25 protein-coding genes are annotated in these 25,653 nt (G+C 71.0%); 16 read left to right on the top strand and 9 right to left on the bottom strand.

The features are described from left to right. Positions 1–50: 50 nt before the first annotated feature. Positions 51–1,406: a bifunctional adenosylcobinamide kinase/adenosylcobinamide-phosphate guanylyltransferase gene (locus tag ACQP17_RS10230; RefSeq protein WP_433855970.1), complete on the bottom strand. Its 1,356-nt coding sequence runs from the start codon at positions 1,404–1,406 to the stop codon at positions 51–53. Positions 1,407–1,568: 162 nt separating this feature from the next. Between ACQP17_RS10230 and ACQP17_RS10225 the strand changes: the two genes are divergently transcribed. Continuing rightward, positions 1,569–1,784, top strand: a complete 216-nt coding sequence (locus tag ACQP17_RS10225; RefSeq protein WP_159746479.1) for a hypothetical protein — start codon at positions 1,569–1,571, stop codon at positions 1,782–1,784. Positions 1,785–1,875: 91 nt separating this feature from the next. Here ACQP17_RS10225 and ACQP17_RS10220 read toward each other — a convergent pair whose 3' ends face one another. Beyond that, positions 1,876–2,472, bottom strand: a complete 597-nt coding sequence (locus ACQP17_RS10220; protein WP_433855969.1) for a DUF3043 domain-containing protein — start codon at positions 2,470–2,472, stop codon at positions 1,876–1,878. A 332-nt stretch (positions 2,473–2,804) separates the two neighbouring features. On the opposite strand from ACQP17_RS10220, the gene ACQP17_RS10215 reads away from it, so the two are divergent. The 6 genes from ACQP17_RS10215 to ACQP17_RS10190 all read left to right on the top strand — a co-directional run bounded on the left by ACQP17_RS10215 (position 2,805) and on the right by ACQP17_RS10190 (position 10,755). After that, positions 2,805–3,590 (top strand): PspA/IM30 family protein, encoded by a 786-nt coding sequence (locus tag ACQP17_RS10215; protein ID WP_364882503.1) that lies wholly within the window; start codon positions 2,805–2,807, stop codon positions 3,588–3,590. A gap of 56 nt (positions 3,591–3,646) precedes the next feature. Continuing rightward, positions 3,647–3,925, top strand: coding sequence for a PspA-associated protein PspAA (gene pspAA, locus ACQP17_RS10210; protein WP_433855968.1), 279 nt, complete (start codon positions 3,647–3,649; stop codon positions 3,923–3,925). An 85-nt stretch (positions 3,926–4,010) separates the two neighbouring features. After that, positions 4,011–5,312: a sensor histidine kinase gene (locus ACQP17_RS10205; RefSeq protein ID WP_433855967.1), complete on the top strand. Its 1,302-nt coding sequence runs from the start codon at positions 4,011–4,013 to the stop codon at positions 5,310–5,312. Continuing rightward, positions 5,309–5,995: a response regulator gene (locus ACQP17_RS10200; RefSeq protein ID WP_189098225.1), complete on the top strand. Its 687-nt coding sequence runs from the start codon at positions 5,309–5,311 to the stop codon at positions 5,993–5,995. Before ACQP17_RS10205 ends, ACQP17_RS10200 begins: the two co-directional genes overlap by 4 nt. A 172-nt stretch (positions 5,996–6,167) precedes the next feature. After that, positions 6,168–9,419: an efflux RND transporter permease subunit gene (locus ACQP17_RS10195; protein WP_433855966.1), complete on the top strand. Its 3,252-nt coding sequence runs from the start codon at positions 6,168–6,170 to the stop codon at positions 9,417–9,419. Positions 9,420–9,669: 250 nt separating this feature from the next. Next, positions 9,670–10,755: a methyltransferase domain-containing protein gene (locus ACQP17_RS10190; protein ID WP_433855965.1), complete on the top strand. Its 1,086-nt coding sequence runs from the start codon at positions 9,670–9,672 to the stop codon at positions 10,753–10,755. A gap of 46 nt (positions 10,756–10,801) precedes the next feature. Here the strand turns inward: ACQP17_RS10190 and ACQP17_RS10185 are convergent, their stop codons facing one another. Together ACQP17_RS10185 and ACQP17_RS10180 are read right to left on the bottom strand one after the other, a co-directional pair. Continuing rightward, positions 10,802–11,008 carry a DUF397 domain-containing protein gene (locus tag ACQP17_RS10185; RefSeq protein ID WP_433855964.1) on the bottom strand — a complete coding sequence of 69 codons (207 nt, stop codon included), beginning with the start codon at positions 11,006–11,008 and terminating at the stop codon, positions 10,802–10,804. Next, positions 10,984–11,832, bottom strand: a complete 849-nt coding sequence (locus tag ACQP17_RS10180) for a helix-turn-helix domain-containing protein (protein ID WP_433859876.1) — start codon at positions 11,830–11,832, stop codon at positions 10,984–10,986. The genes ACQP17_RS10185 and ACQP17_RS10180 overlap by 25 nt, the downstream gene beginning before the upstream one ends. A 128-nt stretch (positions 11,833–11,960) precedes the next feature. Here ACQP17_RS10180 and ACQP17_RS10175 point away from each other — a divergent pair, with 128 nt between their 5' ends. Both ACQP17_RS10175 and ACQP17_RS10170 read left to right on the top strand, forming a co-directional pair. Continuing rightward, entirely contained in the window at positions 11,961–12,320 is a 360-nt protein-coding gene (locus ACQP17_RS10175; protein WP_433855963.1) for a hypothetical protein, read from the top strand. A 131-nt stretch (positions 12,321–12,451) separates the two neighbouring features. Then, complete coding sequence (locus ACQP17_RS10170) at positions 12,452–12,979, top strand: DUF4430 domain-containing protein (RefSeq protein WP_433855962.1); 528 nt, start codon at positions 12,452–12,454, stop codon at positions 12,977–12,979. 54 nt (positions 12,980–13,033) lie between these two features. Here ACQP17_RS10170 and nadA read toward each other — a convergent pair whose 3' ends face one another. After that, on the bottom strand, positions 13,034–14,233 hold the full coding sequence (gene nadA / locus ACQP17_RS10165; protein WP_433855961.1) for a quinolinate synthase NadA: 1,200 nt from the start codon (positions 14,231–14,233) through the stop codon (positions 13,034–13,036). A 318-nt stretch (positions 14,234–14,551) separates the two neighbouring features. On the opposite strand from nadA, the gene erpA reads away from it, so the two are divergent. Continuing rightward, a complete protein-coding gene (gene erpA / locus ACQP17_RS10160) occupies positions 14,552–14,905 on the top strand; it encodes an iron-sulfur cluster insertion protein ErpA (RefSeq protein ID WP_030256738.1) in 354 nt (117 codons plus the stop codon). A 110-nt stretch (positions 14,906–15,015) separates the two neighbouring features. Here the strand turns inward: erpA and ACQP17_RS10155 are convergent, their stop codons facing one another. Further along, positions 15,016–16,551: a hypothetical protein gene (locus ACQP17_RS10155; RefSeq protein ID WP_433855960.1), complete on the bottom strand. Its 1,536-nt coding sequence runs from the start codon at positions 16,549–16,551 to the stop codon at positions 15,016–15,018. Positions 16,552–16,677: 126 nt separating this feature from the next. Then, the gene (locus ACQP17_RS10150; RefSeq protein ID WP_433855959.1) at positions 16,678–16,905 is read right to left on the bottom strand and encodes a hypothetical protein; all 228 of its coding nucleotides are present in this window, start codon (positions 16,903–16,905) and stop codon (positions 16,678–16,680) included. 158 nt (positions 16,906–17,063) lie between these two features. On the opposite strand from ACQP17_RS10150, the gene ACQP17_RS10145 reads away from it, so the two are divergent. Continuing rightward, positions 17,064–18,038, top strand: a complete 975-nt coding sequence (locus tag ACQP17_RS10145) for a carbohydrate kinase family protein (protein ID WP_433855958.1) — start codon at positions 17,064–17,066, stop codon at positions 18,036–18,038. Positions 18,039–18,047: 9 nt separating this feature from the next. Here ACQP17_RS10145 and ACQP17_RS10140 read toward each other — a convergent pair whose 3' ends face one another. Beyond that, entirely contained in the window at positions 18,048–19,487 is a 1,440-nt protein-coding gene (locus tag ACQP17_RS10140) for a cysteine desulfurase/sulfurtransferase TusA family protein (RefSeq protein ID WP_433855957.1), read from the bottom strand. Between the two features lie 351 nt (positions 19,488–19,838). Here ACQP17_RS10140 and ctaC point away from each other — a divergent pair, with 351 nt between their 5' ends. From ctaC to ACQP17_RS10120, 4 genes are all read left to right on the top strand, one after another. After that, on the top strand, positions 19,839–20,801 hold the full coding sequence (ctaC, locus tag ACQP17_RS10135) for an aa3-type cytochrome oxidase subunit II (RefSeq protein ID WP_189098240.1): 963 nt from the start codon (positions 19,839–19,841) through the stop codon (positions 20,799–20,801). Then, a complete protein-coding gene (gene ctaD / locus ACQP17_RS10130) occupies positions 20,798–22,534 on the top strand; it encodes an aa3-type cytochrome oxidase subunit I (RefSeq protein WP_433855956.1) in 1,737 nt (578 codons plus the stop codon). Before ctaC ends, ctaD begins: the two co-directional genes overlap by 4 nt. Then, complete coding sequence (locus ACQP17_RS10125) at positions 22,531–22,929, top strand: cytochrome c oxidase subunit 4 (protein ID WP_249638921.1); 399 nt, start codon at positions 22,531–22,533, stop codon at positions 22,927–22,929. The genes ctaD and ACQP17_RS10125 overlap by 4 nt, the downstream gene beginning before the upstream one ends. Positions 22,930–23,059: 130 nt before the next feature. Then, on the top strand, positions 23,060–24,334 hold the full coding sequence (locus ACQP17_RS10120) for an Ig-like domain-containing protein (RefSeq protein WP_433855955.1): 1,275 nt from the start codon (positions 23,060–23,062) through the stop codon (positions 24,332–24,334). A gap of 19 nt (positions 24,335–24,353) precedes the next feature. On the opposite strand, the gene ACQP17_RS10115 is transcribed toward ACQP17_RS10120, so the two are convergent. Beyond that, complete coding sequence (locus ACQP17_RS10115) at positions 24,354–24,755, bottom strand: hypothetical protein (RefSeq protein WP_433855954.1); 402 nt, start codon at positions 24,753–24,755, stop codon at positions 24,354–24,356. 264 nt (positions 24,756–25,019) lie between these two features. Between ACQP17_RS10115 and ctaE the strand changes: the two genes are divergently transcribed. Beyond that, complete coding sequence (ctaE, locus tag ACQP17_RS10110; RefSeq protein WP_006606088.1) at positions 25,020–25,640, top strand: aa3-type cytochrome oxidase subunit III; 621 nt, start codon at positions 25,020–25,022, stop codon at positions 25,638–25,640. The last annotated feature ends 13 nt before the right edge of the window (positions 25,641–25,653 follow it).

Here is a 25,653-nt window from a genome sequence, read left to right as displayed (position 1 = left end):
CCCGGCGCCGCACGCCGGGGCAAGCGGACACGGGCCCCGCCGGGCATCCGTCATCCGCGCAGCGCAAGCGCCTGGCCCGCGACGACCAGCAGCACCTGCTCGCACTCCGCGGCGAACGCCGCGTTCAGCCGCCCCAGTTCGTCGCGGAACCGGCGGCCCGCCGGCGTCGCCGGGACGACCCCGGAGCCGACCTCGTTGCTGACCGCCACCACCGGCCGCGAGGTCGCGCGCACCGCCGCCACCAGCGCGTCGGTCCGCTCCCGCAGCGCCTGCCGCCCCCCGGCCGCCCAGGTCTCGTCGTCCCACGCCCCGACCTCGTCCATGACGTGCGTCAGCCACAGCGCCAGACAGTCGATGAGCAGCGGCGAGGCATCGGCCGCCCGGCCGCCCCCGGCCCCCGCGACGCCCCCGGTGCCGTCCGCCCCGGGACCCGAGGCCACCCCGCCGGCTTCCGTCCCCGGGCTGTCGGCGTCCTTCCCCGGCCTCTCGGCTTGCCTCCCCGGCCTCTCGGCCTCCAGGAGCGGCACCAGATCGCACGTCTCGACCGTCCGCCAGCTGCCCGGGCGCCGCTCGCGGTGCAGTGAGACCCGCTGCGCCCAGTCCTCGTCGCCGTCCCGGGTCCCCCCGGTGGCCACGTACACCACGTCCGGGAAGGCCTCCAGCCGGCGCTCCGCCTCCACCGACTTCCCGCTGCGCGCCCCACCCAGCACCAGCGTCCGGCGCGGCAGGTCCGGGACCGCGTGATACTCCCCGACCACCAGCGAACTGCCGTCCGCCACCGCCCGGGCACCCGCCGCCGCCAGCCTGCGGTGCAGCTCGGGGCCCGGCGGCACGCCGTGGTCCACGTGCACCGCGACCACGTCCGTCGCCGCGTCGACCAGCCCGCCCGCCCGCAGCCGGGCCAGCGCGTCCGGCCGCTCCAGCACATCGAGCAGCACCAGGTCGTAGGGCACCGCGCCGCCCTGCCCGCGGTGCCCGCCGTCCGCCAGCCCGGCCGGAGCCGCGCCCGGCGGCAGGTACAGCAGCCGCTCGCCGTCGGCCCCGGTGATCTCGTAGCCGGTGCCGGGGATGTCCACCGCGACGGCCCGCACCCGGTGCCCGTCGAGCAGGGCCAGCTCCCGCCCGTCGGCGACCCGCCCCGGCTGCGGCAGCCCGGCCGGCACCTCCATCGCCGGGCCGTCGTGCGGATGCGAGAGCAGCACCTGGCGGACGCCCGCCAGCGACCGCCCGGCCCGGGCCGCCGCGAAGGCCGGCCCCGGTGTCAGATCGATCAGCAGCACGCCGTCGACGAGCAGCGCGGTCGCCGCCCGCGCCCCGTCGCCGACGGCGGTCGCGCAGGCGGCACACGGGCAGCCGGGGCGCGGCAGCCCCTGCGGGGCCCCGGTGCCGAGGAGAGTCACATCCACACCGCCGAGTTTCTCGCGTCCGGCCGCGGGGAGCGCGGCGGGGGCGGACTCGACACGGCCGTTAGGCTGCCGATCAGCACGGAAGCACGGCACCGCGCGACGTGGCGGGACCACGCCCGCGGTGACACGGACTCGTACCCGGTGGGATTCCAGGAGGCGGACATGGCGTGGACGTGGCGGTTCGAGAAGGCGGACGGTGCGGAGACGGCCCCCGCGGTGCAGCCCGAGGAGTTCACCACCCAGGGCGACGCGGAGTCCTGGATCGGCGAGGAGTGGAAGGCCCTCCTGGAGGGCGGCGTCGACCAGGTCAGGCTCTTCGAGGACGGCACCGAGATCTACGCGGGGCCGATGAGCCTGCACGCGGACGCCGAGGGCTGAGCACGCGCACGCGGCGCGGCCGGCACCCGTGGAGGGGCCGGCCGCGCCGCGCTGTGACGTCTTGCCTCCGCGCGGTCCGCGACCGCGGAGGTCAGGGGCGCTGACCCCGCTTGACCTGCGGCTTGGGCAGCCGCAGCCGCCGCATCTGGAGCGTGCGCATCACCGCGTACGCCTTCACGCCCTTGAGGTTCTCGTTCGGGAAGCGCTCCGGGAGCCGCTTGCCGAGCCGGAACCAGATCAGCACCGAGTCGAGCACGATCAGCACGATCAGCACCAGCCACAGCAGCAGCGCGATGCTCTGGATCGAGGGCACCCGGATCATGGTGAGCACCAGGATCACCACGGCCATCGGCAGGAAGAACTCGGCGACGCACCAGCGGGAGTCGACGTAGTCCCGCGCGAAGCGGCGCACCGGACCCTTGTCGCGCACCGGCAGATACCGCTCATCGCCGTTGGCCAGCGCCTCGCGCTGACGGGCCATGTCGCTGCGGCGGGCCTCCCGCTGGGCCTTGGTGGCGTCCTTGCGGTTGGTCGGCGTGTGCGCACGGGAGCGGCGCTGCGACTGCGCCTGGCTGCGTTTGGGCGTCGGCCGGCCCTTGGGGGCCTGCGGATCGCGGGGCTGCTGGGGCTGGTCCGCGGTCACCTTGGCGGTCGCGGCCTGCTCATCCTTCGAACGGCTTCGGAACACAACACCCAAGAGTACGTGCTCGGCGCGGCGGGGCCACGGTCCGACGGGCACGATCCGGCAACGGAGCGCCCCGGGCCGTACCGTTTCACCGGGAGCGCCGGTGGCGCTTACCCACCCAGAGCGGACATCACGCCCGGTCGTCGGGACTCTCCACTACTCCCTGGGCGGGAGGAACGGCGCCCGCGATCGTCCTGGAGGAGGAGCGCATCCGGGCGCGAACAGTGCGGTAATGGAACCAGGGCCCGTACTGTGGGGTCTGTAGATGTGCTGGAGCCGAAGCCCGAGGTGACTCGGTCAGAAGGGGGCGCGCGAGGCCCATGAGCGATGGTGTCATGAAGCGGATGGGGATGATCTTCCGCGCGAAGGCCAACAAGGCCCTGGACCGGGCCGAAGACCCGCGCGAGACCCTCGACTACTCGTACCAGAAGCAGCTGGAGCTGCTGCAGAAGGTGCGCCGCGGGGTCGCCGACGTGGCGACCTCCCGCAAGCGCCTGGAGCTGCAGCTCAACCAGCTCCAGGGCCAGTCCGCCAAGCTGGAGGACCAGGGCCGCAAGGCGCTGGCGCTCGGCCGCGAGGACCTGGCCCGTGAGGCGCTGACCCGCCGCAGCGCGCTGCAGCAGCAGGTCACCGACCTGGAGACGCAGCACCAGACCCTGCAGGGCGAGGAGGAGAAGCTCACCCTCGCCTCCCAGCGGCTGCAGGCCAAGGTCGACGCGTTCCGCACCAAGAAGGAGACGATCAAGGCCACGTACACGGCCGCCCAGGCGCAGACCCGGATCGGGGAGGCCTTCTCCGGCATCTCCGAGGAGATGGGCGACGTCGGCATGGCCATCCAGCGCGCGGAGGACAAGACCGCGCAGCTGCAGGCCAGGGCCGGCGCCATCGACGAGCTGATGGCCTCCGGCGCGCTGGACGACCCCTCCGGCATGGCCAAGGACGACATCACCGCCGAGCTGGACCGGCTCTCCGGTGGCAGCGATGTCGAACTGGAGCTGCAGCGGATGAAGGCCGAGCTCGCCGGAGGTTCGTCCGCCGACCAGCAGGCCCTCGAAAGTGGCCAGAACGGCGGGGCCCAGCCCGCCCGGCCGCAGGACCAGCCGCGTTTCGACAAGCAGTGACGGTCGGCGGCGGCTAGCCTCGCAGAGATCGTCGGACCGGACCAAGGGAGACCGTCGTGATCGTACGGATCATGGGGGAGGGCCAGGTGAAGCTGGACGATGCCCACTTCACCGAGCTCAACAAGCTGGACGACGAGCTGCTCGGCGAGATGGAGAGCGGCGACGAGGAAGGCTTCCGGCGCACCCTCGGCGCCCTGCTCGACGCGGTGCGCCGCCTGGGCGCACCGCTTCCCGACGACGCCCTCGAACCGTCCGCCCTCATCCTGCCGTCCCCGGACGCCTCGCTCGACGAGGTCAGGGAAATGCTCAGTGACGACGGGCTGATCCCGGGCTGAATTCCGGCCGGGCCGCGCCCGGTCACTCCACTCCAGCGCACAGCGCCCCGGTCCCCCGCGGACCGGGGCGCTACCGTTTGCTCTTGTGAGCCTCCTCGATCCCCGCCCGGACCCCTCGCGCGCCGGCCGCTTCCAGTGGCACCGCACGCATCCGCGCGCGTGGGACGCCCTCGTGGCCGTCGTCGCCTTCGGGCTCATCCTGTTCGGCGCGATGGCCGGTCCGCACGGCTCGCAGGGCACGCGGTTCGTCCGCCACGAGCTGTCCGCCGCCGGCGTGACGCTGGCCGCGCTGGCCTGTGCCGCCCTGATCCTGCGCCACCGGCTGCCGCGCACCGTCCTCGCCGTGACGGTCGTGCTCACCCTCGGGGAGCTGTTCACCCGCACCGACACCCAGGGCGTCCCGGTGGCCGCCGCCACCGTGATCGCCCTCTACGGACTGGCCTCCCGCACCGACCGCCCCACCACCTGGCGGGTCGGCGCGCTGACCATCGTCGTGCTGACCGCCGCCGCCATGCTCTACGGGCCGCGCCCCTGGTACGCCCAGGAGAACATCGGGATCTTCGCTTGGACCGGCATGGCCGCGGCGGCCGGTGACGCGGTCCGCAGCCGACGCGCCTTCGTCGACGCCATCCGGGAGCGCGCCGAACGCGCCGAGCGCACCCGCGACGAGGAGGCCCGCCGCCGGGTCGCCGAGGAGCGCCTGCGGATCGCCCGCGAGCTGCACGACGTCGTCGCCCATCACATCGCCCTGGTCAACGTCCAGGCCGGGGTCGCCTCGCACGTCATGGACAACCGCCCCGACCAGGCCAAGGAGGCGCTGGCGCACGTGCGCGAGGCGTCCCGCTCGGCGCTGGAGGAACTCCGCACCACCGTCGGCCTGCTGCGGCAGTCCGACGACCCCAAGGCGCCCACCGAGCCGGCCCCGGGCCTGGGCGTCCTCGATCAGCTCGTCGACGGATTCGTCCGCGCCGGCATCCCCGTCGACCTGGAGATCCCGCACTCGCCCCGGCCACTGCCCGCCTCCGCCGACCTCACCGCCTACCGCGTGGTCCAAGAGGCGCTGACCAACGTCCACAAGCACGCCGGGGAAGGGGCCCGGGCCACGGTCCGCATCGTCCACTCCGACACCGCGCTGACCGTCACCGTCCTGGACGACGGGGCGGGCCGGGCCGGCGTGCCCCGCCAGAAGGGCGGCGAGCGGCCCGCTGTGGACCCCGACCGCCCCGGCGGGCACGAGGAGAGCGGCGGCGGTCACGGCCTGATCGGGATGCGCGAGCGGGTCTTCGCGCTGCGCGGCACCGTCGTCACCGGCCCGCGCGCGGCCGGCGGCTTCCAGGTGCGGGTGACCCTTCCACTGCAGTCCGTCCGTACGGGGGAGACCACATGACGATCAAGGTGCTGCTCGCCGACGACCAGGCCCTGCTGCGCAGCGCGTTCCGGGTACTGGTCGACTCCGAACCGGACATGCGGGTCGTGGGGGAGGCCTGCGACGGCGCCGGCGCCTACGAACTGACCCGGGCCGAGCGTCCCGACGTCGTCCTGATGGACATCCGGATGCCCGGCGTGGACGGCCTGGCGGCCACCCGGATGATCAGCGAGGACCCCGATCTCACCGGGGTGCGGGTGGTCATCCTGACGACGTTCGAGGCCGACGACTACGTGGTGCAGTCGCTGCGCAACGGCGCCAGCGGCTTCCTCGGCAAGGGCGCCGAACCCGACGAGATGCTGCACGCCATCCGGATCGCGGCGGCCGGCGAGGCGCTGCTGTCACCGGTGGCGACCAAGGGCCTGATCGCCAAGTTCCTGGCGCAGGGCAGCGGTTCGGGTGACGGCGGCCGGGCCGGGCGGGCCACCGGGCGGCTGGCGACGCTGACCGGCCGGGAGCGGGAGGTGCTGACGCTGGTGGCCGGCGGGCTGTCCAACGACGAGATCGCCGGGCAGCTGGAGGTCAGCCCGCTCACCGTCAAGACGCACGTGAACCGTGCGATGGCCAAACTCGGCGCCCGCGACCGCGCCCAGTTGGTGGTCATCGCCTACGAGTCGGGACTCGTACGCCCACGGGTGCAGTAAGGACGGAGTAAACGTACTCCGAACGCGGTACACCACCGGACCGGAAACCGACCTGCGAGCGAGGAAAACCGGCCAGGGCATGCCGGAAGGTTGAGGTGGGCTGCAAAGGCCCCTGTCGTCGGGCCTGAGCAGGCCCCGCCGCCCTTTCGGAACAGAAGAGAGTGACCCCACCATGGCCTGGCTGTCCCGCCTCAGCCTCGTGCAACGGGGCCTGATAGCGCTGATGTCGATCGTGGCGATCGCCTTCGGCGCCATCGCGATCCCGCAGCTCAAGCAGCAGCTCCTGCCGTCCATCGAACTCCCGATGGTGTCCGTGCTGGCCCCCTACCAGGGCGCCTCGCCCGATGTCGTCGAGAAGCAGGTGATCGAACCGCTCGAGGACGGCGTCCAGGGCGTCGACGGCATCAAGTCCGTCACCTCGACGTCGAGCGAGGGCACGGGCGTCATCATGGCGCAGTTCGACTACGGCAACGACTCCAAGCGCCTGGTCGCCGACGTCCAGCAGGCCGTGAACCGCGCCCGCGCCAAACTGCCCAAGGACGTCGACCCGCAGGTGGTGTCCGGCTCGACCGACGACATCCCCACCGTGGTCCTCGCCGTCTCCTCCGACTCCAAGGATCAGCAGACGCTGGCCGACCAGCTCAACCGCAGCGTCGTACCGGACCTGAAGAACATCGACGGCGTCAGCCAGGTCACCGTGGACGGCGTCCAGGACCGGATCGTCGCGGTCACCCCCGACGACAAGAAGCTCGCCGCCGCCGGGCTGAGCGCCCAGTCGCTGAGCCAGGCGCTGCAGAACGGCGGGACGTCGGTGCCCGCCGGCTCGTTCTCCGAGGGCGGCAAGAGCAAGACCGTTCAGGTCGGCGCCGGCTTCACCTCCGTCGCGCAGATCAAGGACCTGAAGCTCGCCCCGTCGGCGGGCGCCGGTGCGTCCGCGGGTGGCGGTGCGTCGGCCGGCGGTGACTCCTCGCGCGGCGGCGCGTCCGCCGGCGGTGCCCCCGCCGCCGGCCCCTCCGCGGGCGGGCGTGCGGGCGCGGCGGTGCGCCTCGGCGATGTCGCCACCGTCAAGGAGGAGCAGGCCACTCCGACGTCCCTGACCCGCACCAACGGCAAGCCCAGCCTCGCCGTGAACGTGACGATGGACAAGGACGGCAGCGCGGTCGCCATCTCCGACGGCGTCAAGGACAAGCTCTCCAAGATCCGTCAGGACCTCGGCAAGGACACCCACGTCACGGTCGCCTCCGACCAGGGCCCGCAGGTCTCCAAGTCGATCGACTCGCTGACCACCGAGGGCCTGCTCGGCCTCGCCATGGCGGTCATCGTCATCCTGGTCTTCCTGCTCAGCCTGCGCTCCACGCTGGTGACCGCGGTCTCCATCCCGCTCTCGGTCGTCCTCACCCTGATCGTGCTGTGGACCGGTGACCTCTCCCTCAACATGCTCACCCTCGGCGCGCTGACCATCGCGATCGGCCGCGTCGTCGACGACTCCATCGTCGTCCTGGAGAACATCAAGCGGCACCTGGGCTACGGCGAGGAGCGCCGCGAGGCCATCCTCAACGCCGTCAAGGAGGTCTCCGGAGCGGTCACCTCCTCCACCCTCACCACGGTCGCGGTCTTCCTCCCGATCGGTGTCGTCGGCGGCATGATCGGCGCGCTGTTCGGCTCCTTCTCGGTGACGGTGACCGTCGCCCTGCTCTCCTCCCTGGTCGTCTCCCTGACCGTCGTCCCGGTGCTCTCCTACTGGTTCCTGCGGGCTCCGCAGATCCCCGAGGGCAGCACGGTGGACGACCTGCGCCGGGCGGCCGAGGAGAAGGAGGCCAAGAGCCCCCTCCAGCGCTTCTATGTCCCGGTCCTGCGGTTCGCCACCCGCCGCCGGGTCACCAGCCTGGTCATCGCCGTGGTGGTCCTCCTCGGCACCTTCGCCATGGGCCCCCTGCTCAAGACCAACTTCCTCGACCAGGGCGCCCAGGACACCCTCACCCTCAAGCAGGAACTCAAGCCCGGCACCAGCCTGGGCACGGCCGACAAGCAGGCCAAGCGGGTCGAGAAGGTGCTCGCGGCCAACGACGACATCGCCGACTACCAGGTGACCGTCGGCTCCTCCGGCTTCATGGCGGCCTTCGGCGGCGGCACCGGCGCCAACCAGGCCTCCTACCAGCTCAAGTTGAAGGACTCCGCGGACTCCGACAAGGTCACCGACGCGCTGCGCGCCGACCTCGGCAAGCTCGGCAAGTCCATCGGCGACACCAGCTTCACCACCGGTGGCGGCTTCGGCAACCAGGACCTGAGCGTGGTCGTCAAGTCCGGCGACGCCGATGTCCTGAAGACGGCCAGCGAGCAGGTCCGCAAGACCGTGGCCGGCCTCGACCACGTCACCGACGTCCAGAGCGACCTCTCCCAGAGCGTGCCCCGGATCTCGGTGAAGCCCAACGACAAGGCGGCCGCGGCCGGTTACGACCAGACCACGCTCGGCGCGGCGGTGACCCAGGCGGTCCGCGGCACCACCAGCGGCTCGGCCGTCCTCGGCGACACCGAGCGGGACATCGTGGTGAAGTCGGCCCACCCGGCCACCACCGAGGGCGAGCTGAAGAACCTGACCGTCCCGACCCCGTCGGGCCCGGCCAAGCTCAGCAGCCTCGCCACCGTGCAGACGGTCCCCGGTCCGGTCCAGATGACCCGGATCGACGGCGCCCGCTCGGCGACCATCACCGCCAAGCCGACCGGTGACAACACCGGCGCGGTCAGCGCCGAACTGAAGAAGAAGGTCGACGCGCTGAAGCTGCCGGACGGCGCCACCGCGACGATCGGCGGAGTCTCCCAGGACCAGTCCGACGCGTTCTCCTCGCTCGGCCTGGCGATGCTGGCGGCCATCGCCATCGTCTTCATGCTCCTGGTGGCCACCTTCCGCTCGATGATCCAGCCGATGATCCTCCTCGTCTCGATCCCCTTCGCGGCGACCGGCGCGATCGGCCTGCTGGTCGCCACCGGCACCCCGCTGGGCGTCCCGGCGATGATCGGCATGCTGATGCTGATCGGCATCGTGGTCACCAACGCCATCGTGCTGATCGACCTCATCAACCAGTACCGGTCGCAGGGTTACGGGGTCATCGAGGCGGTCATCGAGGGCGGCCGCCACCGGCTGCGCCCGATCCTGATGACGGCGCTCGCCACGATCATGGCGCTGCTCCCGATGGCGCTGTCCATCACCGGTGACGGCGGCTTCATCTCGCAGCCGCTGGCCGTGGTCGTGATCGGTGGTCTGATCACCTCCACCCTCCTGACCCTTCTCCTCGTCCCGACGCTCTACGCGATGATCGAACTCCGCAAGGAGCGCCGGGCGAAGAAGAAGGCCGCGAAGCGGGGCGGCCCCTCCGGCCCGCAGGCCGGGGAGGACGACCGCGCCCCGGAGCCGGCGACCGTCTGACGGTTCCCCGGCGGTTTCCCGCGCAGAAACGATGCCCCCGCAGGCCGGTGCTTGCGGGGGCATCGTGCTGGGCATCCCCTGACGGGGAACGCCCGGCCCGGGGGATCCCGCCATCGACGAAGGGGGCACGCATGGGGAAGCACGGTGACGGCAAGGGCGGCACGGACGGCGACAAGCAGCAGAGTCCGAAGGAGTCCGACGGCCGGTGGACCAAGCCGGTGACCGACCCGCCGAAGAAGTAGGGGGCGCCATGTCCTCGCCGGACCGGCTGGTGGAAATCCTGCGCAACAAGGGCGCGCTGACGCCCGGTTGGGCCCCGTCCGTCGCCGCGGTCGACCGGGCGCACTTCGTCCCGGACACCTTCGAGGTGGGGGAGCGCACGGTCTCCCGCTCGGGGGACGAGGCGGAGTGGCGGCGGATGGTCTACGCCGATCTTCCCCTCGTCACCCAGCACAACGACGGCCGGACCGCCGAAGGTCAGGTCGCCGTCCCGACGTGCTCGACGTCCATGCCCTCCCTGATGCTCGACATGGCCGCGGTCGTCCGGGACGGCGACGCGGTTCTGGAGATCGGCACCGGCACCGGCTACCACGCCGCCTGGCTGGCCCACCGGCTCGGCGGGGACCGCACCACCACCGTCGAGACCGACAAGGCCCTGCACGACCTCGCCCGCGACAACCTCGCCCGGGCCGGCCTGCATCCCCACACGGAGTGCGGCGACGGCCTGGCCGGCGTCCCCGAGCGCGCCCCCTTCGACCGCACCATCGCCACCTGCACGGTGCGCGACATCCCCTACGCCTGGGTGGCGCAGACCGCACCGGGCGGCACGATCCTCACCCCGTGGGGCTCCTCGTTCCACTCCTTCTCGTTCGCGACCCTGACCGTCCACGACGGGCAGGCCACCGGCCGCTTCTCCGGCCGCCCGGCCTTCATGTGGGCGCGTCAGCAGCGCCGCTCCTACGGCCGGATCAGGGACTGGTACCACGGCGAGGAGGGCGCCCGCGCGACGACCGCCGTCGACCCCCGGACCCTGGAGGACGACCTGCACGCCCGCTTCGCCGTCGGACTGCGGGTGCGCGACGCCTGGCCGCTGCTGTGCCCCGCCGACGACGGCAGCGACGAGGCCACCTACTGGCTCTTCGACGACGCCCGCACCTCCTGGGCCACCGTCGAGTACGTGCCCGGCCGCGACACCTACGAGACCGAGCAGCACGGCCCCCGCCGCCTGTGGGACGAGGTCGAGGCCGCCTACCGCGCCTGGCTCGCCCAGGGCTCCCCGCCCCGCCACCACTACCGCATCACGGTCACCCCGGAGGGCCAGACCGTGTCGCTGTGAAGCAGGTCCGTCCCGGCGGCGTGCCGGGACGGGCTGGAGGGTGCTTCTAGCCCTGCTTCTTGAGCGAGTCGACGAAGGTGTTCCAGGCGGTGGCCGGGATGAGGAGGGCCGGGCCGTGGGGGTTCTTGCTGTCGCGGACGGGGACGAGGCCGGGGAAGTCGTCGGCGACCTCGACGCATTCACCTCCGTTGGAGTTGCTGTAGCTGCTCGTGCGCCACTGGGCGCCGCTCAGGTCAACTGGGGCGTGTCGCATGGCCTGTGGTCCTCCATTGCCTTCCGAATCAGGTCCGCCGACTCCGTAAGAGAGAGGGCGTTCGCGCGCAGCACCTCGTACTGCCGCCTCCACTTGCCCACGATATCGGGGGTCTCGTACAGGTGACCGGCTTCAATGCCTTCTTCATAAGCCACCGTTGACCCATCGGGCAAGGACAGTAGGGTCAGCGCACCGCCCATCAGCGCATGCAGCCCGAGCCGGAACGGCACCACCTGAATCTTGGAGTACGGCGTATCCACCTGCGCCAGCAGCGAGGCCAACTGCTCCCGCATCGCCGACTCGCCGTCCAACTCCCTGCGGAGCACCGCTTCGTCGAGGATCGCCCAGCGGTAGGGCGGTGCTTCCGACCGCTGCCGTTCCTGGCGTGACATGCGGGCGTCGACCCGTTGCCCGACCTCTTGCGGCGACAGATTCTCCTGGCGGCTCAGGAAGGTGTGCGCGTATCTCCGGGTCTGCAGCAGGCCGGGTACCACCTGGCCTCCGTACTGCTCGATGACCGTGGCTTGTGCCTCGAAGTTCATATAGCGCCGGTACTGATCCGGATGCGCCTCCTTCTTGGCCAGTTGGTACAGGCCGTGGAAGTACGTCTCCGTGCCGAAGGCCGCGTCGAGGGCCGTGGGGAGTTCGGGCGGGGGCATCAGTTCCGCCGACTCGACGCGCGCCAGGGCGCTCTTGCTGAAGTTGACGATGTCCGCCAGCTGCACCAGCGACAGTCCGGCGCGCTCGCGGTGGCGGCGTTGTTCGGACCCGAAGTAGTGGCGGGCGGACAAATAGGGGGTCAGTTCCTTCGAGGTGAACTTCATCTGCGTCAGCTCTCGGTCGTCCCAGCTCAACGTGTCTACGGAACACCGGCGTTGAGGCCATGTCTCCCGGCGGGGTGAGGGCGATACACACGGTAGGCAGAGGGATCGACAGGAAGAAAGCGGGCCATATGTTCGAGAGTTCGCCACCGCGGTTGCTGCCCTGGACCAGGCCGGACGGTGGCCCCTGCTACCTGAGCACGGACGACCCCCACAGCCGGCTGTCCCGGCTGGCCGACGAGGTCGAGGACGAGTTGCTCACCGCCGCCGAGACGCTCCTGGCCGAAGCCGGGGCGCTGCTCGCCGGGCCGGATGCGGACCCCCGGGCGCTGTGCCGCACGGCTGCCCCGCTCCACGGGGCGCTGCGGGACGTCTTACGGATCGCCGTCAGCCGGGGCGACCGGCTGCCGGAGCCGTGCGACCACGCGGACACCCGGCTGTGCGAGGGCCGGAGCTGCTGCCGGGTGTGCCGCCGCCAGATCTATCCGTAGCGGGCAGCGGCTCCGGACCGCCCTGCCCGCCGTCCGGGCGGCATCCGCGTGCGGAGGTGCAGCTCGCGCCGTGTGCGGGGAGCGATGGTGAAGGGGGCTGTTGGCTGCCGAACCGACGAAAGGGTGCGCGCGTGCCGCACGTCCCGGCCCGCAGGGCCGTACCCGTCACCGCCGCCGCGCTGCTGCTCGCGGCCGCCGTGCCCGCCGGCGCCGAGACCCCCGTCGTGGGGCGGGCCGCCGCCGGGAGGTCCATCGCCGCCGTCCGGGTGGCCGTCACCGGCGGGTCGTACACCGCGAGCGTGGGCCTCGTCCGGACGGGCCCGCGCTCCCTGTTCGGCGGCTTCTACTGCGCCGCCGACGGCGTCAGCCCCACGCCCCTGACCGCCCTGGTCGACGCCGACCGGATCTACGGCCTCGGCGGCGTACGGGCGAGCTGGGACCCCGCCACCCAGGACTACGTGGTCACCGCGATCCACGGCGACGTCGCGGACAGCACCAAGAAGTGGAACGCGTACGTGAACGAGAAGAAGATCACGACGGGTCCCTGCCACACCGCGATCAAGGGCGGCGACAAGGTCCGCTGGACCCTGGAGGCCGTCTCGGGCGCCGCGTCCGGGACCGGTACGGCCGAGCCGCCGCGCCGGCGCCGGGAGCGCTGAGCGGCCGCCCCGCCCGCGGGGGAGGGGCGGCCGCTCCGTCGCGCTCCGCGGCCGCTACGGCAGCGCCAGCATCCGCTCCAGCGCCAGCTTCGCGAAGCCGGCGGTCTCGTGGTCGACCTCGATGCGGTTGACGAGTTTCCCGGCGGCGAGCGACTCCAGCGTCCACACCAGGTGCGGCAGGTCGATGCGGTTCATCGTCGAGCAGAAGCAGACCGTCTTGTCGAGGAAGACGATCTCCTTGTCCTCCGCGGCGAAGCGGTTGGCCAGCCGGCGCACGAGGTTCAGCTCGGTGCCGATGGCCCACTTCGAGCCGCGCGGGGCGGCCTCCAGCGCCTTGATGATGTACTCCGTCGAACCGACCTGGTCCGCGGCCGCCACGACCTCGTGCTTGCACTCGGGGTGGACCAGGACGTTCACGCCGGGGATGCGCGCGCGGACGTCGTTCACCGACTCCAGCGAGAACCGGCCGTGCACCGAGCAGTGCCCGCGCCACAGGATCATCTTCGCGGCCCGCAGCTGCTCGACGGTCAGGCCGCCGTTCGGCTTGTGCGGGTTGTAGACCACGCAGTCGTCCAGGGACATGCCCATGTCGCGGACGGCGGTGTTGCGGCCCAGGTGCTGGTCCGGCAGGAAGAGGACCTTGCTCGTCGCCGGGTCACCCTGCTCGAAGGCCCAGTCCAGCGCGCGCTTGGCGTTGGACGACGTGCAGATCGTGCCGCCGTGCTTGCCGGTGAAGGCCTTGATGTCGGCCGAGGAGTTCATGTACGAGACGGGCACGACCTGCTCGGCGATGCCGGCCTCGGTCAGCACGTCCCAGCACTCGGCGACCTGCTCGGCGGTGGCCATGTCGGCCATCGAGCAGCCGGCGGCCAGGTCGGGGAGGATCACCCGCTGCTCGTCGCCGGTGAGGATGTCGGCCGACTCCGCCATGAAGTGCACACCGCAGAAGACGATGTACTCGGCGTCCGGCCGGGCGGCGGCGTCCCGCGCGAGCTTGAAGGAGTCGCCGGTGACATCGGCGAACTCGATGACCTCGTCGCGCTGGTAGTGGTGCCCCAGGACGAAGACCTTGTCCCCGAGCTTCGCCTTGGCCGCGCGGGCGCGCTCGACGAGATCGGGGTCCGACGGCGCCGGCAGATCGCCGGGACACTCCACGCCGCGCTCGCTCTTCGGGTCGGCCTCGCGGCCGAGGAGGAGCAGCGCCAGCGGGGTCGGCTGGACGTCCAGGGGCTGGGCGGTGGTCACAACACGCACCCTCTCTTTTCTGCGGACAGCTCTTGCACAAGCCTTCTCGTCTATTTGACGTTATCTATCATAGCCGCTTCACGTCAGTTTGACGATGGGGCTTGTGTCGATGTGACGCATCCGCATCCGACCGTGTGTGCTCGGCCACCTGTTCCTGTCCGGCGGTGTGCGAGCATGGGGGAGAACGAAAGGGGAGGAGCTGCCCCCGGGCGGCGCCCGGAAAGCTTCTCCACACGTTGCGCCCAGCCGGAATTAATCCGGGACGTCGTGGGTTGCAGCTGGTTGCATCCGATGACAAGCGGTCCGTACAACCCGGGAGAGATCTAGATGAGCGTTCAGGACGAGACCACCGTCAGCGACGGCATCATCCTGTCCGACGCGGCCGCGTCGAAGGTCAAGAGCCTGCTGGAGCAGGAAGGCCGGGAAGACCTCGCGCTGCGGGTGGCCGTGCAGCCCGGCGGCTGCTCCGGCCTGCGCTACCAGCTCTTCTTCGACGAGCGCTCGCTCGACGGCGATGTCGTCAAGGACTTCGACGGCGTCAAGGTCGTCACCGACCGGATGAGCGCCCCCTACCTGGGCGGTGCCTCCATCGACTTCGTCGACACCATCGAGAAGCAGGGCTTCACGATCGACAACCCGAACGCCACCGGCTCCTGCGCCTGCGGCGACTCCTTCAGCTAAGGACTTCGGGCAGTACGTACGGAAGGCGGCGCCCCCTGAGTGGGGGCGCCGCCTTCCGCTGCCTTCTCCCGCCTCCCGGACCTCCGCCTCCGACGGTCCGCGGGCGCGCCCTACTGCTTGGGCACGGACTCATCGGTCGAGACGTCGACCACCTTGCGGCCGTCCAGCGGCTTGTCCAGGGTCACGGTCTTGGTGAACTCCTTGGCGATCTTCACGCAGACCTGGCCGGGCTTCTTGTCCTTGCCGACGACCTTGGTCCGCACGGTCGAGCCCGACTCCTCCGCGCTCACCGAGTAGACGCTGCACACCCCGCCCCAGAAGTGCACCGTCAGCTTCTTGCCGCCGTCGCTCACGCCGTACGACTCCAGGGCCATCACCCCGGGCTTCCCGGACGGTTTTCCGGGCGCGTGGCCGGGGCCCTGCGAACTGCTCCCGCCGCCCCGGTGGGCCAGGTACTTGGGGTTCACCGCCGGCTGCGCGACCGTAGAGGTGGCGTCCGGGCCGCTGCCGGCGCCCGGCTGGCGCACCGCGTACAGCCACGACGGCACCAGTGCCTGCCCGCCGTCCACGTACTGCACCGAGAGCCCGAACACCGCGCCGGTCACCTCGGACGGCTGCTGCGCCTTCGTCGGCGCCGGCTCGCACGGCGCGATCCCGCCGGCCTTGCCGTCCTTGCCGTCCTTCTTGCCGGGCGGCGAGGGGCAGCCGGCCGGCTTGCGGCCCTCGCCCGAGTTCAGCCGGTCCAGCGTCTTGCCGGCGTTCAGCACCGGATACTCCGCGCCCTTGACCGGGCTCGCGAACTGGCCGCTGCCGCCGACCACTTGACCGTCGGAGCCCACCTGGAGGTCGCTCTGCCAGCCGTACGTCGGCAGCCCGCCCAGCACCGGGTTCGTGGTGACGACCCGCACCGCGCCGGACAGCCCGCCCGCGTCGAGCTTGGCGTCCTCCTGGCCGAGTGCCTTCAGCACCGGCCGCACCGCCTGCTCGGCCTTCTCGGGCGACACCGCGCCCTTGCCGCTGCTGTCGTCCTCGGTGGCGATGTCCCCGCCCCCGCGGTACGAGGGGCAGCCGGGCCGGCTCGACGCGGCGCCGTCCCCGGCCTTGCCGCCCCCGTCGTCACCCTTGCCGCCCTTGGGGGAGGCGGGCAGCGCGCAGTTGGTGCCGCCCGGGGTGCCGTACTGCGAGAACGTCCAGGACCCCGAGCCGGTCTTGTTCACCTGCAGGACCGGGCCGCGGCCGTCCCGGGTCGGCCCGCCGACCTTCCAGGCGGTGCCCTCGGAACGGACCTTTCCCGCCACGTCCAGGGCCTTGGCCAGCCGCTCGACCGACTCCCGGCTGATCTCGCCCTTGGGGCGGTAGACGGGCGCGGCGTCCGGGCCGCCGGGCAGCTCCTTCACCGCCCGGTACTTCGCGCCCTGCGGATTGGGCTCACCGGCCGCGATCGAGCCGCCGGAGTAGCCGTCCAGGGCGAGCGGCGGCGGGTCGCCCTTGTGCGAGCCTCCCCCGTCGCCGGACGCGGACGAGGCCCAGTACGCCGCGCCGCCCCCGGCCAGCAGTACCGCGGCGGCCACCGAGGCGATCACCGCGGGGGTGCGCCGCCCGCGCTCCACGGGGTTCGGGCTGTCGTTGCTGTCCTCGGTGTTCACCGCATCGCTCCTTCGGCTCCGCTGAACATCTGACGTGCCCTCCTCGGTGAGGTGGACGCCGATGGGACGGAGCGGGGGCGGATGCGGTTCCCCGGGGGGCCGCATCCGCCCCCGGAGGGCGGGTGGTCAGTCGCCGTACTCGGACATTCCCTCCACCAGGGCGGCGGAGGACGAGGGGACCTTGACGCCGTGCAGATCGACGGCCCGCCCCGGTGCCGGCGCGGGACGCCGCCCCGTGTGCCAGCGGCCCTTCATCCGCGCGCAGTCACCGCGCAGCTCGTCGAGCGACTCCGGGTCCCGCCGGGCGGGGGAGAGGTCGGGGGAGGGTGTGACGGCTTTCACAGGCTTGGTCATAGGGGCACCGTACGCAGCCATAAACTGAGGAGAAAGACCTACTATTGGGTAGTTTCAGTAGTTCAAGTGTCCGGGATGACCGGGTGGCGTGCCACCCCGCCGGGTAGCGTTGCTTCACGTCCGCCCGCCCCTACGCATTCCGCAGGAGCAGACCCGTCGTGCGTATCGCAGTCACCGGCTCCATCGCCACCGACCACCTGATGACCTTCCCCGGCCGTTTCGCCGATCAGCTGGTCGCCGACCAGCTGCATACGGTCTCCCTTTCCTTCCTGGTCGACCAGCTCGACGTCCGCCGCGGCGGCGTCGCCGCCAACATCTGCTTCGGCATGGGCCAGCTCGGCACCCAGCCGATCCTGGTCGGTGCCGCCGGCAACGACTTCGAGGAGTACCGCGCCTGGCTCGACCGCCACGGCGTCGACACCCGCTCCGTACGCATCTCCGAGGTGCTGCACACCGCGCGCTTCGTGTGCACCACCGACGCCGACCACAACCAGATCGGCTCCTTCTACACCGGCGCGATGAGCGAGGCCCGGCTGATCGAGCTGCAACACGTGGCCGAGCGGGTCGGCGGCCTGGACCTCGTGGTCATCGGCGCCGACGACCCCGAGGCGATGATCCGGCACACCGAGGAGTGCCGCAGCCGCGGTATCCCCTTCGGGGCCGACTTCTCCCAGCAGATCGCCCGGATGGACGGCGACGCCATCCGCACCCTCATGGAGGGCGCCGCCTACCTCTTCTCCAACGAGTACGAGAAGGGCCTGATCGAGTCCAAGACCGGCTGGACCGACGAGGAGATCCTCGGCAAGGTCGGCACCCGCGTCACCACCCTCGGCGCCAACGGCGTCCGCATCGAGCGGGTCGGCGAGCCGGCCCTCGAGGTCGGCGTCCCGGAGGAGAACGCCAAGGCCGACCCGACCGGCGTCGGCGACGCCTTCCGGGCCGGCTTCCTGTCCGGCCTGGCCTGGGGCGTCGGCCTGGAGCGTGCCGCGCAGATCGGCTGCATGCTGGCGACGCTGGTCATCGAGACCGTCGGCACCCAGGAGTACGAGCTCCAGCGCAGCCACTTCATGGACCGCTTCACCAAGGCCTACGGCCACGAGGCGGCGAACGAGGTCCAGCAGCACCTGGCCTGATCCACCGCGTCAGGCGCGGCGCCGCACCACATAGGCGGCGCCGCGCCCGGCCGCCCGCTCACCCACGTACTCCTGGTCGCGCATCGCGCACCAGGCCGGGATGTCCTGCCGGGCCGCCTCGTCGTCGGAGAGCACGGTCACGGTCCCGCCGACCGGCACCTCCCCGATCACCTTCGCCAGCTCGATGACCGGGATCGGGCAGCGCCGGCCCAGCGCGTCGACGACCAGCCCGGCCGCCTCGGCGGACTCCGCGGCCGGCGGCGCGGCCTCCGGGTGCGGGGCGGCGCCGGCCGCCGTCGCCGCCCGCTCCTCCGAGGGGACCCCCAGCCGCTCCCGCACCGTCCGCACCACCCGCGGCAGCACCTCCAGGAAGCGCTCCACGTCCGCCTCCGGCGTGCCGTACGGCAGCGAGACCCGGACATTTCCTTCGGACAGCACCCCCATCGCCCGCAGCACATGGCTCGGCGTCAGGGTGCTGGACGTACAGGACGATCCGGACGACACCGAGAAGCCCGCCCGGTCCAACTCGTCCAGGAGGGTCTCGCCGTCGACATAGAGACAGGAGAAGGTGACGAGATGCGGCAGGCGGCGCACCGGGTCACCGACCACCTCCACGTCCCCCACCAGCTCCGGCACCCGCGCGCGGATCCGGTCCACCAGCCGCCGCAGCCGTGCTGCTTCACCGTCCGTCCCCGGGTCCGCCCGCAGCGCGCGCAGCGAAGCCGCGGCGGCGACGATCGCCGGCAGGTTCTCGAAGCCCGGGCTGCGGCCCGACTCCCGCTCGTCCGCCGGGCCCTGGGCCGCGAACCGGGTCCCCTTGCGGACCACGAGCAACCCCACCCCCGGCGGCCCGCCCCACTTGTGGGCGCTCGCCGCCAGCAGCGACCAGGGACCGGGCACCGGCCCCCACGGCAGCGACTGGGCCGCGTCCACCAGCAGCGGCACCCCCGCCTCCCGGCACAGCCGAGCCACCTCGCCGACCGGCTGCTCGGTGCCCACCTCGTGATTGGCGGACTGGAGGCAGACCAGCGCGGTGTCCGCGGTGAGCGCGGCGGCCACCTCCCCGGCCGCCACCCGGCCGGAGGGGTCCACCGGCAGCTCCACCCGGCCGCCCCCGGCCGCCTCGTGGACCTCGGCGGCGTGCAGCACCGCGGAGTGCTCGACGGCGGAGTGCAGCAGCCGGCGGCCGACCCGCCGGCGGCCCGCCAGCGCCCCCGACACCCCGGAGTGCACCGCGCGTGTCCCCGAAGGGGTGAAAACCAGCTCGTCCGGGCGGCAGCCCACCGCCTCGGCCGCCGCCTCCCGGGCGGCGTCCAGCAGCAGCCGGGCGCGCCGCCCCTCGCGATACAGGCGGGCCGGGTCGGCCCAGCCCTCGTCGAGCGAGGCGAGCAGTGCCTCGCGGGCGACCGGGTGCAGCGGGGCGGCGGAGGCCGCGTCGAAGTAGGGCACGTACGAGACGGTAGAACACCGGCCGCGGGCGGTGCGCGGGCTCCGGGCCGCGGCGGGCGGGGCGGCCGGCAGGGACCCGGCCGAGCGTGCCCCGGAGCGGTGCCGGGCACGGCGTCAGATGCCTGGTGAAAGCGGGTATTCGGGGGTCCGCGGGACCTTTCGCGGGGGGCGCGGCCACCCCATAGGGGTGCCTCGCGGCGCGTTGGGCACCCTCCCCGCGCGACCCCAAATAGCGTCCAGTAGGGTTTGGTCCGCATAAACATCCAAACCCCTGCCCGACGCAGGGCGGCGACCGACCGGCGAGTAAGGCCGCAGCCGACCGCGCGGGCGAGACTCTCGGGAAGGCGCTACGTGAGTCCCAACGGCTCCGACCGCTCGTCGCGGCGCCCGATGCGGCGGAAGCTGCCGCAGGTGCTTGCTGCGGGCCTGGTCCTTGCGACCGCTACCGGTTGCACATATAAGGACTTCCCCCGCCTCGGCATGCCGACGCCCGTCACCGACGAGGCGCCGCGGATCCTCTCTCTTTGGCAAGGCTCCTGGGCCGCCGCCCTCGCAACGGGCGTGCTGGTCTGGGGCCTGATCATCTGGAGTGTGATCTTCCACCGCCGCAGCAGGACCAAGGTGGAGGTCCCCGCGCAGACCCGGTACAACATGCCGATCGAGGCGTTGTACACGATCGTCCCGTTCATCATCATTGCGGTGCTTTTCTACTTCACCGCACGGGACGAGAGCGCGCTGCTGAAGACTTCCAAGAAGCCGGACCACGTCGTGAACGTGGTCGGCTTCCAGTGGAGCTGGGCGTTCAACTACCTGGAGAACGTGGACGGCAACAAGTCGACCACCAACATCAACTCCAGTGCACTCTCCGCGGTCCCGGACAAGTGGAAGAAGACCGCGCCGGCCGGTGCGGACGGTGTCTACGACGTCGGCACCCCGGGCGAGCGCAACCCGCAGACCGGCAACCCCGGTCCGACCCTGTGGCTGCCGAAGGGCGAGACGGTTCAGTTCGTGCTGACCTCTCGTGACGTCATCCACTCCTTCTGGGTGGTGCCGTTCCTGATGAAGCAGGACGTCATCCCGGGCCACACCAACGTCTTCGAGGTGACTCCCAACAAGGAGGGCACCTTCATGGGCAAGTGCGCCGAGCTCTGCGGCGTCGACCACTCCCGGATGCTCTTCAACGTCAAGGTCGTCTCCCCCGAGCGTTACCGGGAGCACCTGAAGGATCTGGCGAAGAAGGGCCAGACCGGATACCTGCCGTCGGGCATCAAGCAGACGGATCACGCCAGGAATGCGGAGACCAAGAACCAGTGAGCATCCTCAACGAACCTCAGGGTGCCGCCGCCGACACGGCTCCGGCAGCACCGCCCGTACGCAAGAAGCAACCCGGTATCGCTGCCGTTCAGTGGCTCACCACCACTGACCACAAGACCATCGGCACGCTCTACCTGGTCACGTCGTTCGCGTTCTTCTGCATCGGCGGCCTGATGGCGCTCCTCATGCGCGCCGAGCTGGCTCGTCCCGGCACGCAGATCATGTCGAACGAGCAGTTCAACCAGGCGTTCACGATGCACGGCACGATCATGCTGCTGATGTTCGCGACGCCGCTGTTCGCCGGATTCGCGAACTGGATCATGCCGCTGCAGATCGGCGCGCCCGACGTGGCGTTCCCGCGGCTGAACATGTTCGCCTACTGGCTCTACCTCTTCGGCTCGCTGATCGCGGTGGCCGGCTTCCTCACCCCGCAGGGTGCGGCGGACTTCGGCTGGTTCGCGTACTCGCCGCTGTCGGACGCGGTGCGTTCGCCGGGCGTCGGCGCGGACATGTGGATCATGGGTCTGGCCTTCTCCGGCTTCGGCACGATCCTCGGTTCGGTCAACTTCATCACGACGATCATCTGCATGCGGGCACCCGGCATGACGATGTTCCGGATGCCGATCTTCGTCTGGAACGTGCTGCTGACCGCCGTGCTGGTCCTGCTGGCCTTCCCGGTGCTGGCGGCGGCGCTGCTCGCGCTGGAGGCGGACCGTAAATTCGGGGCGCACGTCTTCGACGCCGCGAACGGCGGTGCGTTGCTCTGGCAGCACCTCTTCTGGTTCTTCGGCCATCCGGAGGTGTACATCATCGCCCTGCCGTTCTTCGGCATCATTTCCGAGGTCATTCCGGTGTTCTCCCGGAAGCCGATGTTCGGTTACGTCGGTCTGATCGCGGCGACGGTGTCGATCGCGGGTCTGTCGGTGACGGTGTGGGCGCACCACATGTATGTGACGGGCGGCGTGCTGTTGCCGTTCTTCTCGTTCATGACGTTCCTGATCGCGGTGCCGACGGGTGTGAAGTTCTTCAACTGGATCGGCACGATGTGGAAGGGCTCACTGTCCTTCGAGACGCCGATGCTGTGGGCGATCGGCTTTTTGATCACCTTCACGTTCGGTGGTCTGACCGGTGTCATCCTGGCCTCGCCGCCGATGGACTTCCATGTCTCGGACTCGTACTTCGTGGTGGCGCACTTCCACTACGTGGTGTTCGGTACGGTGGTCTTCGCGATGTTCGCCGGGTTCCATTTCTGGTGGCCGAAGATGACCGGCAAGATGCTGGACGAGCGGCTGGGCAAGATCACGTTCTGGACGCTGTTCGTGGGCTTCCACGGCACCTTCCTCGTCCAGCACTGGCTGGGTGCCGAGGGCATGCCGCGGCGTTACGCGGACTATCTCGCGGCCGACGGATTCACGACGCTGAACACCATCTCGACGATCAGCTCGTTCCTGCTGGGCCTGTCGATCCTGCCGTTCCTCTACAACGTCTGGAAGACGTCGAAGTACGGCGAGAAGATCGAGGTCGACGACCCGTGGGGCTACGGCCGTTCGCTGGAGTGGGCGACGTCCTGCCCGCCGCCGCGGCACAACTTCCTCACCCTGCCGCGCATTCGCTCCGAATCCCCGGCGTTCGATCTGCACCACCCGGAGATCGCAGCCCTTGACGCGCTGCACAACGGCCACGGCACCGAGGCCGACAAGGCCCTCGCCGGTGGCAAGGAGGCGGGCAAGTGAAGATCCAGGGCAAGATGTTCATCTGGCTCGCCGTCTTCGTCCTCGTCATGGCGATCGTCTATGGCCTGTGGTCGAAGGAGCCGGCGGGCACCACCGCGCTGTTCCTCGCCTTCGGCCTGTGCATCATGGTCGGCTACTACCTGGCCTTCACGGCCCGGCGGGTCGACGCGGGCGCACAGGACAACGAGAACGCCGAGGTCTCGGACGACGCCGGCGAGCTGGGCTTCTTCAGCCCGCACAGCTGGCAGCCGCTGTCCCTGGCCATCGGAGGCGCGCTCGCCTTCCTGGGCGTGGTCTTCGGCTGGTGGCTGCTGTACTTCTCGCTGCCGGTGATCTTCGTCGGACTCTTCGGCTGGGTCTTCGAGTACTACCACGGTGAGAACCGCACGCAGTAGGCACACGCAGTGCCGTACGGGCCCGGACACCCCAGGGGGGCGTCCGGGCCCGTCGCGTTGCCCGGCGGGGGCAGACCCGTTTGCAGTCCTCCAGCGCGCTGGGACAGGTGATTCTTCATATTTTTGGGTCATGAGTCACAGACCTCGAACCCGGACGGTGCTGAGCTGCGGCCTCCTGCTCGTGCCCCTTGCGGTGAGCGCCACCGCGTGCGGGGGCTCGGATTCCGAATCGCTCTCCGCCACTCCCTACGACGCGGCCGACCAGATCACGGCCAACACCCCCGACGGAAAGAAGAAAGCGGACCCCGACAAGCCGCTTGAGGTTTCCGTCAAGGGGGACGACGCGCGGATCACCGACGTGACCGCCACCGATTCCACCGGCCGCTTCGTCCGCGGCGAACTGAGCGCCGACGGCAGGCGCTGGCGCACCACGGTGCCGCTGGCCGCCGGCAGTCGCTACACGGTGCGGGTGAGCACCGAGGACGAGGACGGATCCCCCGGCCGCAAGACCCTCACCGTCAACACCGAGGCGGCCGCCGGTCAGTTGTCCGCGGCCTTCGGGCCGGTGGGCGGCGAGTACGGCGTCGGCCAGCCGGTCACCGCCGAGCTGAGCCGGCCGGTCAAGGACCCCAAGCAGCGGGCCATCGTGGAGAGCGCCCTGAAGGTCGACTCCATGCCGCGCGTCGAGGGCGCCTGGCACTGGGTGGACGGCAAGAAGCTGCACTTCCGCCCGAAGGAGTACTGGCCCGCCCACGCCACCATCTCGGTGCACAGCAACCTGGCGGGCCTGAAGATCGCCAAGGGCCTCTACGGCGGCCCGTCCAAGCCGCTGCGGCTCACCACCGGCGACCGGGTGGAGGCCATCACCGACGCGGCGACGCACCAGATGACGGTGCTACGCAACGGCGAGTCGGTCAACACCATCCCCGTGACCACCGGCAAACCCGGATTCTCCACCCGTAACGGCGTCAAGGTCGTCCTCGGCAAGGAGAGCTTCGTGCGGATGCGCAGCTCGACCGTCGGCATCGCCGCCGGGAGCGGGGACTCCTACGACCTGCCGGTCTACTGGGCCACCCGGGTGACCTGGAGCGGTGAGTACGTGCACGCCGCACCCTGGTCCGTCGGATCCCAGGGCGCGGCGAACGTCAGCCACGGCTGCACGGGCATGTCCACCAGCAACGCCCAGTGGTTCTTCAACCACGTCCGGGTCGGCGACATCGTCAAGGTCGTCAACAGCGGCGGTGACACCATGACGCCGTTCGACAACGGCTTCGGCGACTGGAACATGCCCTGGCAGGAGTGGCGGGCCGGCAGCGCGCTGAAGAGCAAGGCCTCCAGCACCACAGGAGCCGCCGAGCGGGAGCAGAACCCCGCCGACGACGCCCGGCTGCGCCCGACCCTCTGAACGCCTCCCAGCAGGCCGCTCAGGCCTGCACGAGGTGCTTGCGCCGCAGCAGGCCGGCCAGCGCGTCGGCGAAGGCGACCGGGTCCAGCGGATGGGTCACCGCCGCGTCCGCACGGCTCCAGGTCGCCAGCCAGGCGTCCTGGGGGCGGCCGATCAGCAGCAGCACCGGTGGGCACCGGAAGATCTCGTCCTTGATCTGCCGGCAGACGCCCATGCCGCCCGCGGGGGCGGTCTCGCCGTCGAGCACGCAGACGTCGATGCCGCCCTGCTCCAGCGCCGTGAGGACGGCCGGGGCGGTGGCGCACTCCAGGATCTCGATCCGCGGGGCATCGGCGGCGGGGCGCTGTCCGGCCGCCAGCCGGACCTGCTCGCGGGTGCCTGCGTTGTCGCTGTAGACCAGCACCGTGGCAGTCGCCTGCATCGTTCCTCCACGCTTCGTAGCGGCACAGCATCGGGTGGGGCGGATGCTACTCCCGCTGCGGGTGCCCGCAGGAGGGGTCGGACGGATCCGGGATCTTCCCGACGGGCCGTCAGGACCGGCCCCCGGGCGGCCCGGGCACCCGCGCCGGGCCCGCCGCTTCCCCCCTTCGAGCGACCGCCGAAATGCGCCGTACGAGCAGGGCATACGCCCTTGACACACCGAACGGCACCCCCCGGAGTGAGGGCGGGATAAGCGACCGACATAATGTCGGTCGTGGCGACAGCAACGACAGTAGAAACCGGGCACGCGCACCCGTCGGTCAATCGGCCGAACCTCACCAGCGTCGGAACCATCATCTGGCTGAGTTCCGAGCTGATGTTCTTCGCGGCCCTCTTCGCGATGTACTTCACCCTTCGATCGGTGACCGGTGAGGCGTATTGGAAGGAATCCGCCAGTGCGCTGAATCTTCCGTTCTCCGCGACCAACACCACGATCCTGGTGCTCAGCTCGCTGACCTGCCAGCTCGGCGTTTTCGCCGCCGAGCGCGGCGACGTCAAGAAGCTCCGGGCCTGGTTCGTGGTCACCTTCATCATGGGTGCGATCTTCATCGGCGGTCAGGTCTTCGAGTACACCGAGCTGGTCAAGCACGAGGGCCTGTCGCTCTCGTCCGGCCCCTACGGCTCGGTGTTCTACCTGACCACCGGCTTCCACGGACTGCATGTGACAGGCGGTCTGATCGCCTTCCTGCTCGTCCTGGGCAGGACGTACGCGGCCAAGAGGTTCACCCACACGCAGGCCACCGCGGCCATCGTCGTGTCCTACTACTGGCACTTCGTCGATGTCGTCTGGATCGGCCTCTTCGCCACGATCTACCTGATCCGGTAACCGGTACGGGGCC

The organism is Streptomyces kronopolitis (assembly GCF_050953795.1).
Lineage (GTDB): Bacteria > Actinomycetota > Actinomycetes > Streptomycetales > Streptomycetaceae > Streptomyces > Streptomyces kronopolitis_A.
This window is presented reverse-complemented; position numbering and strand designations above follow the sequence as displayed.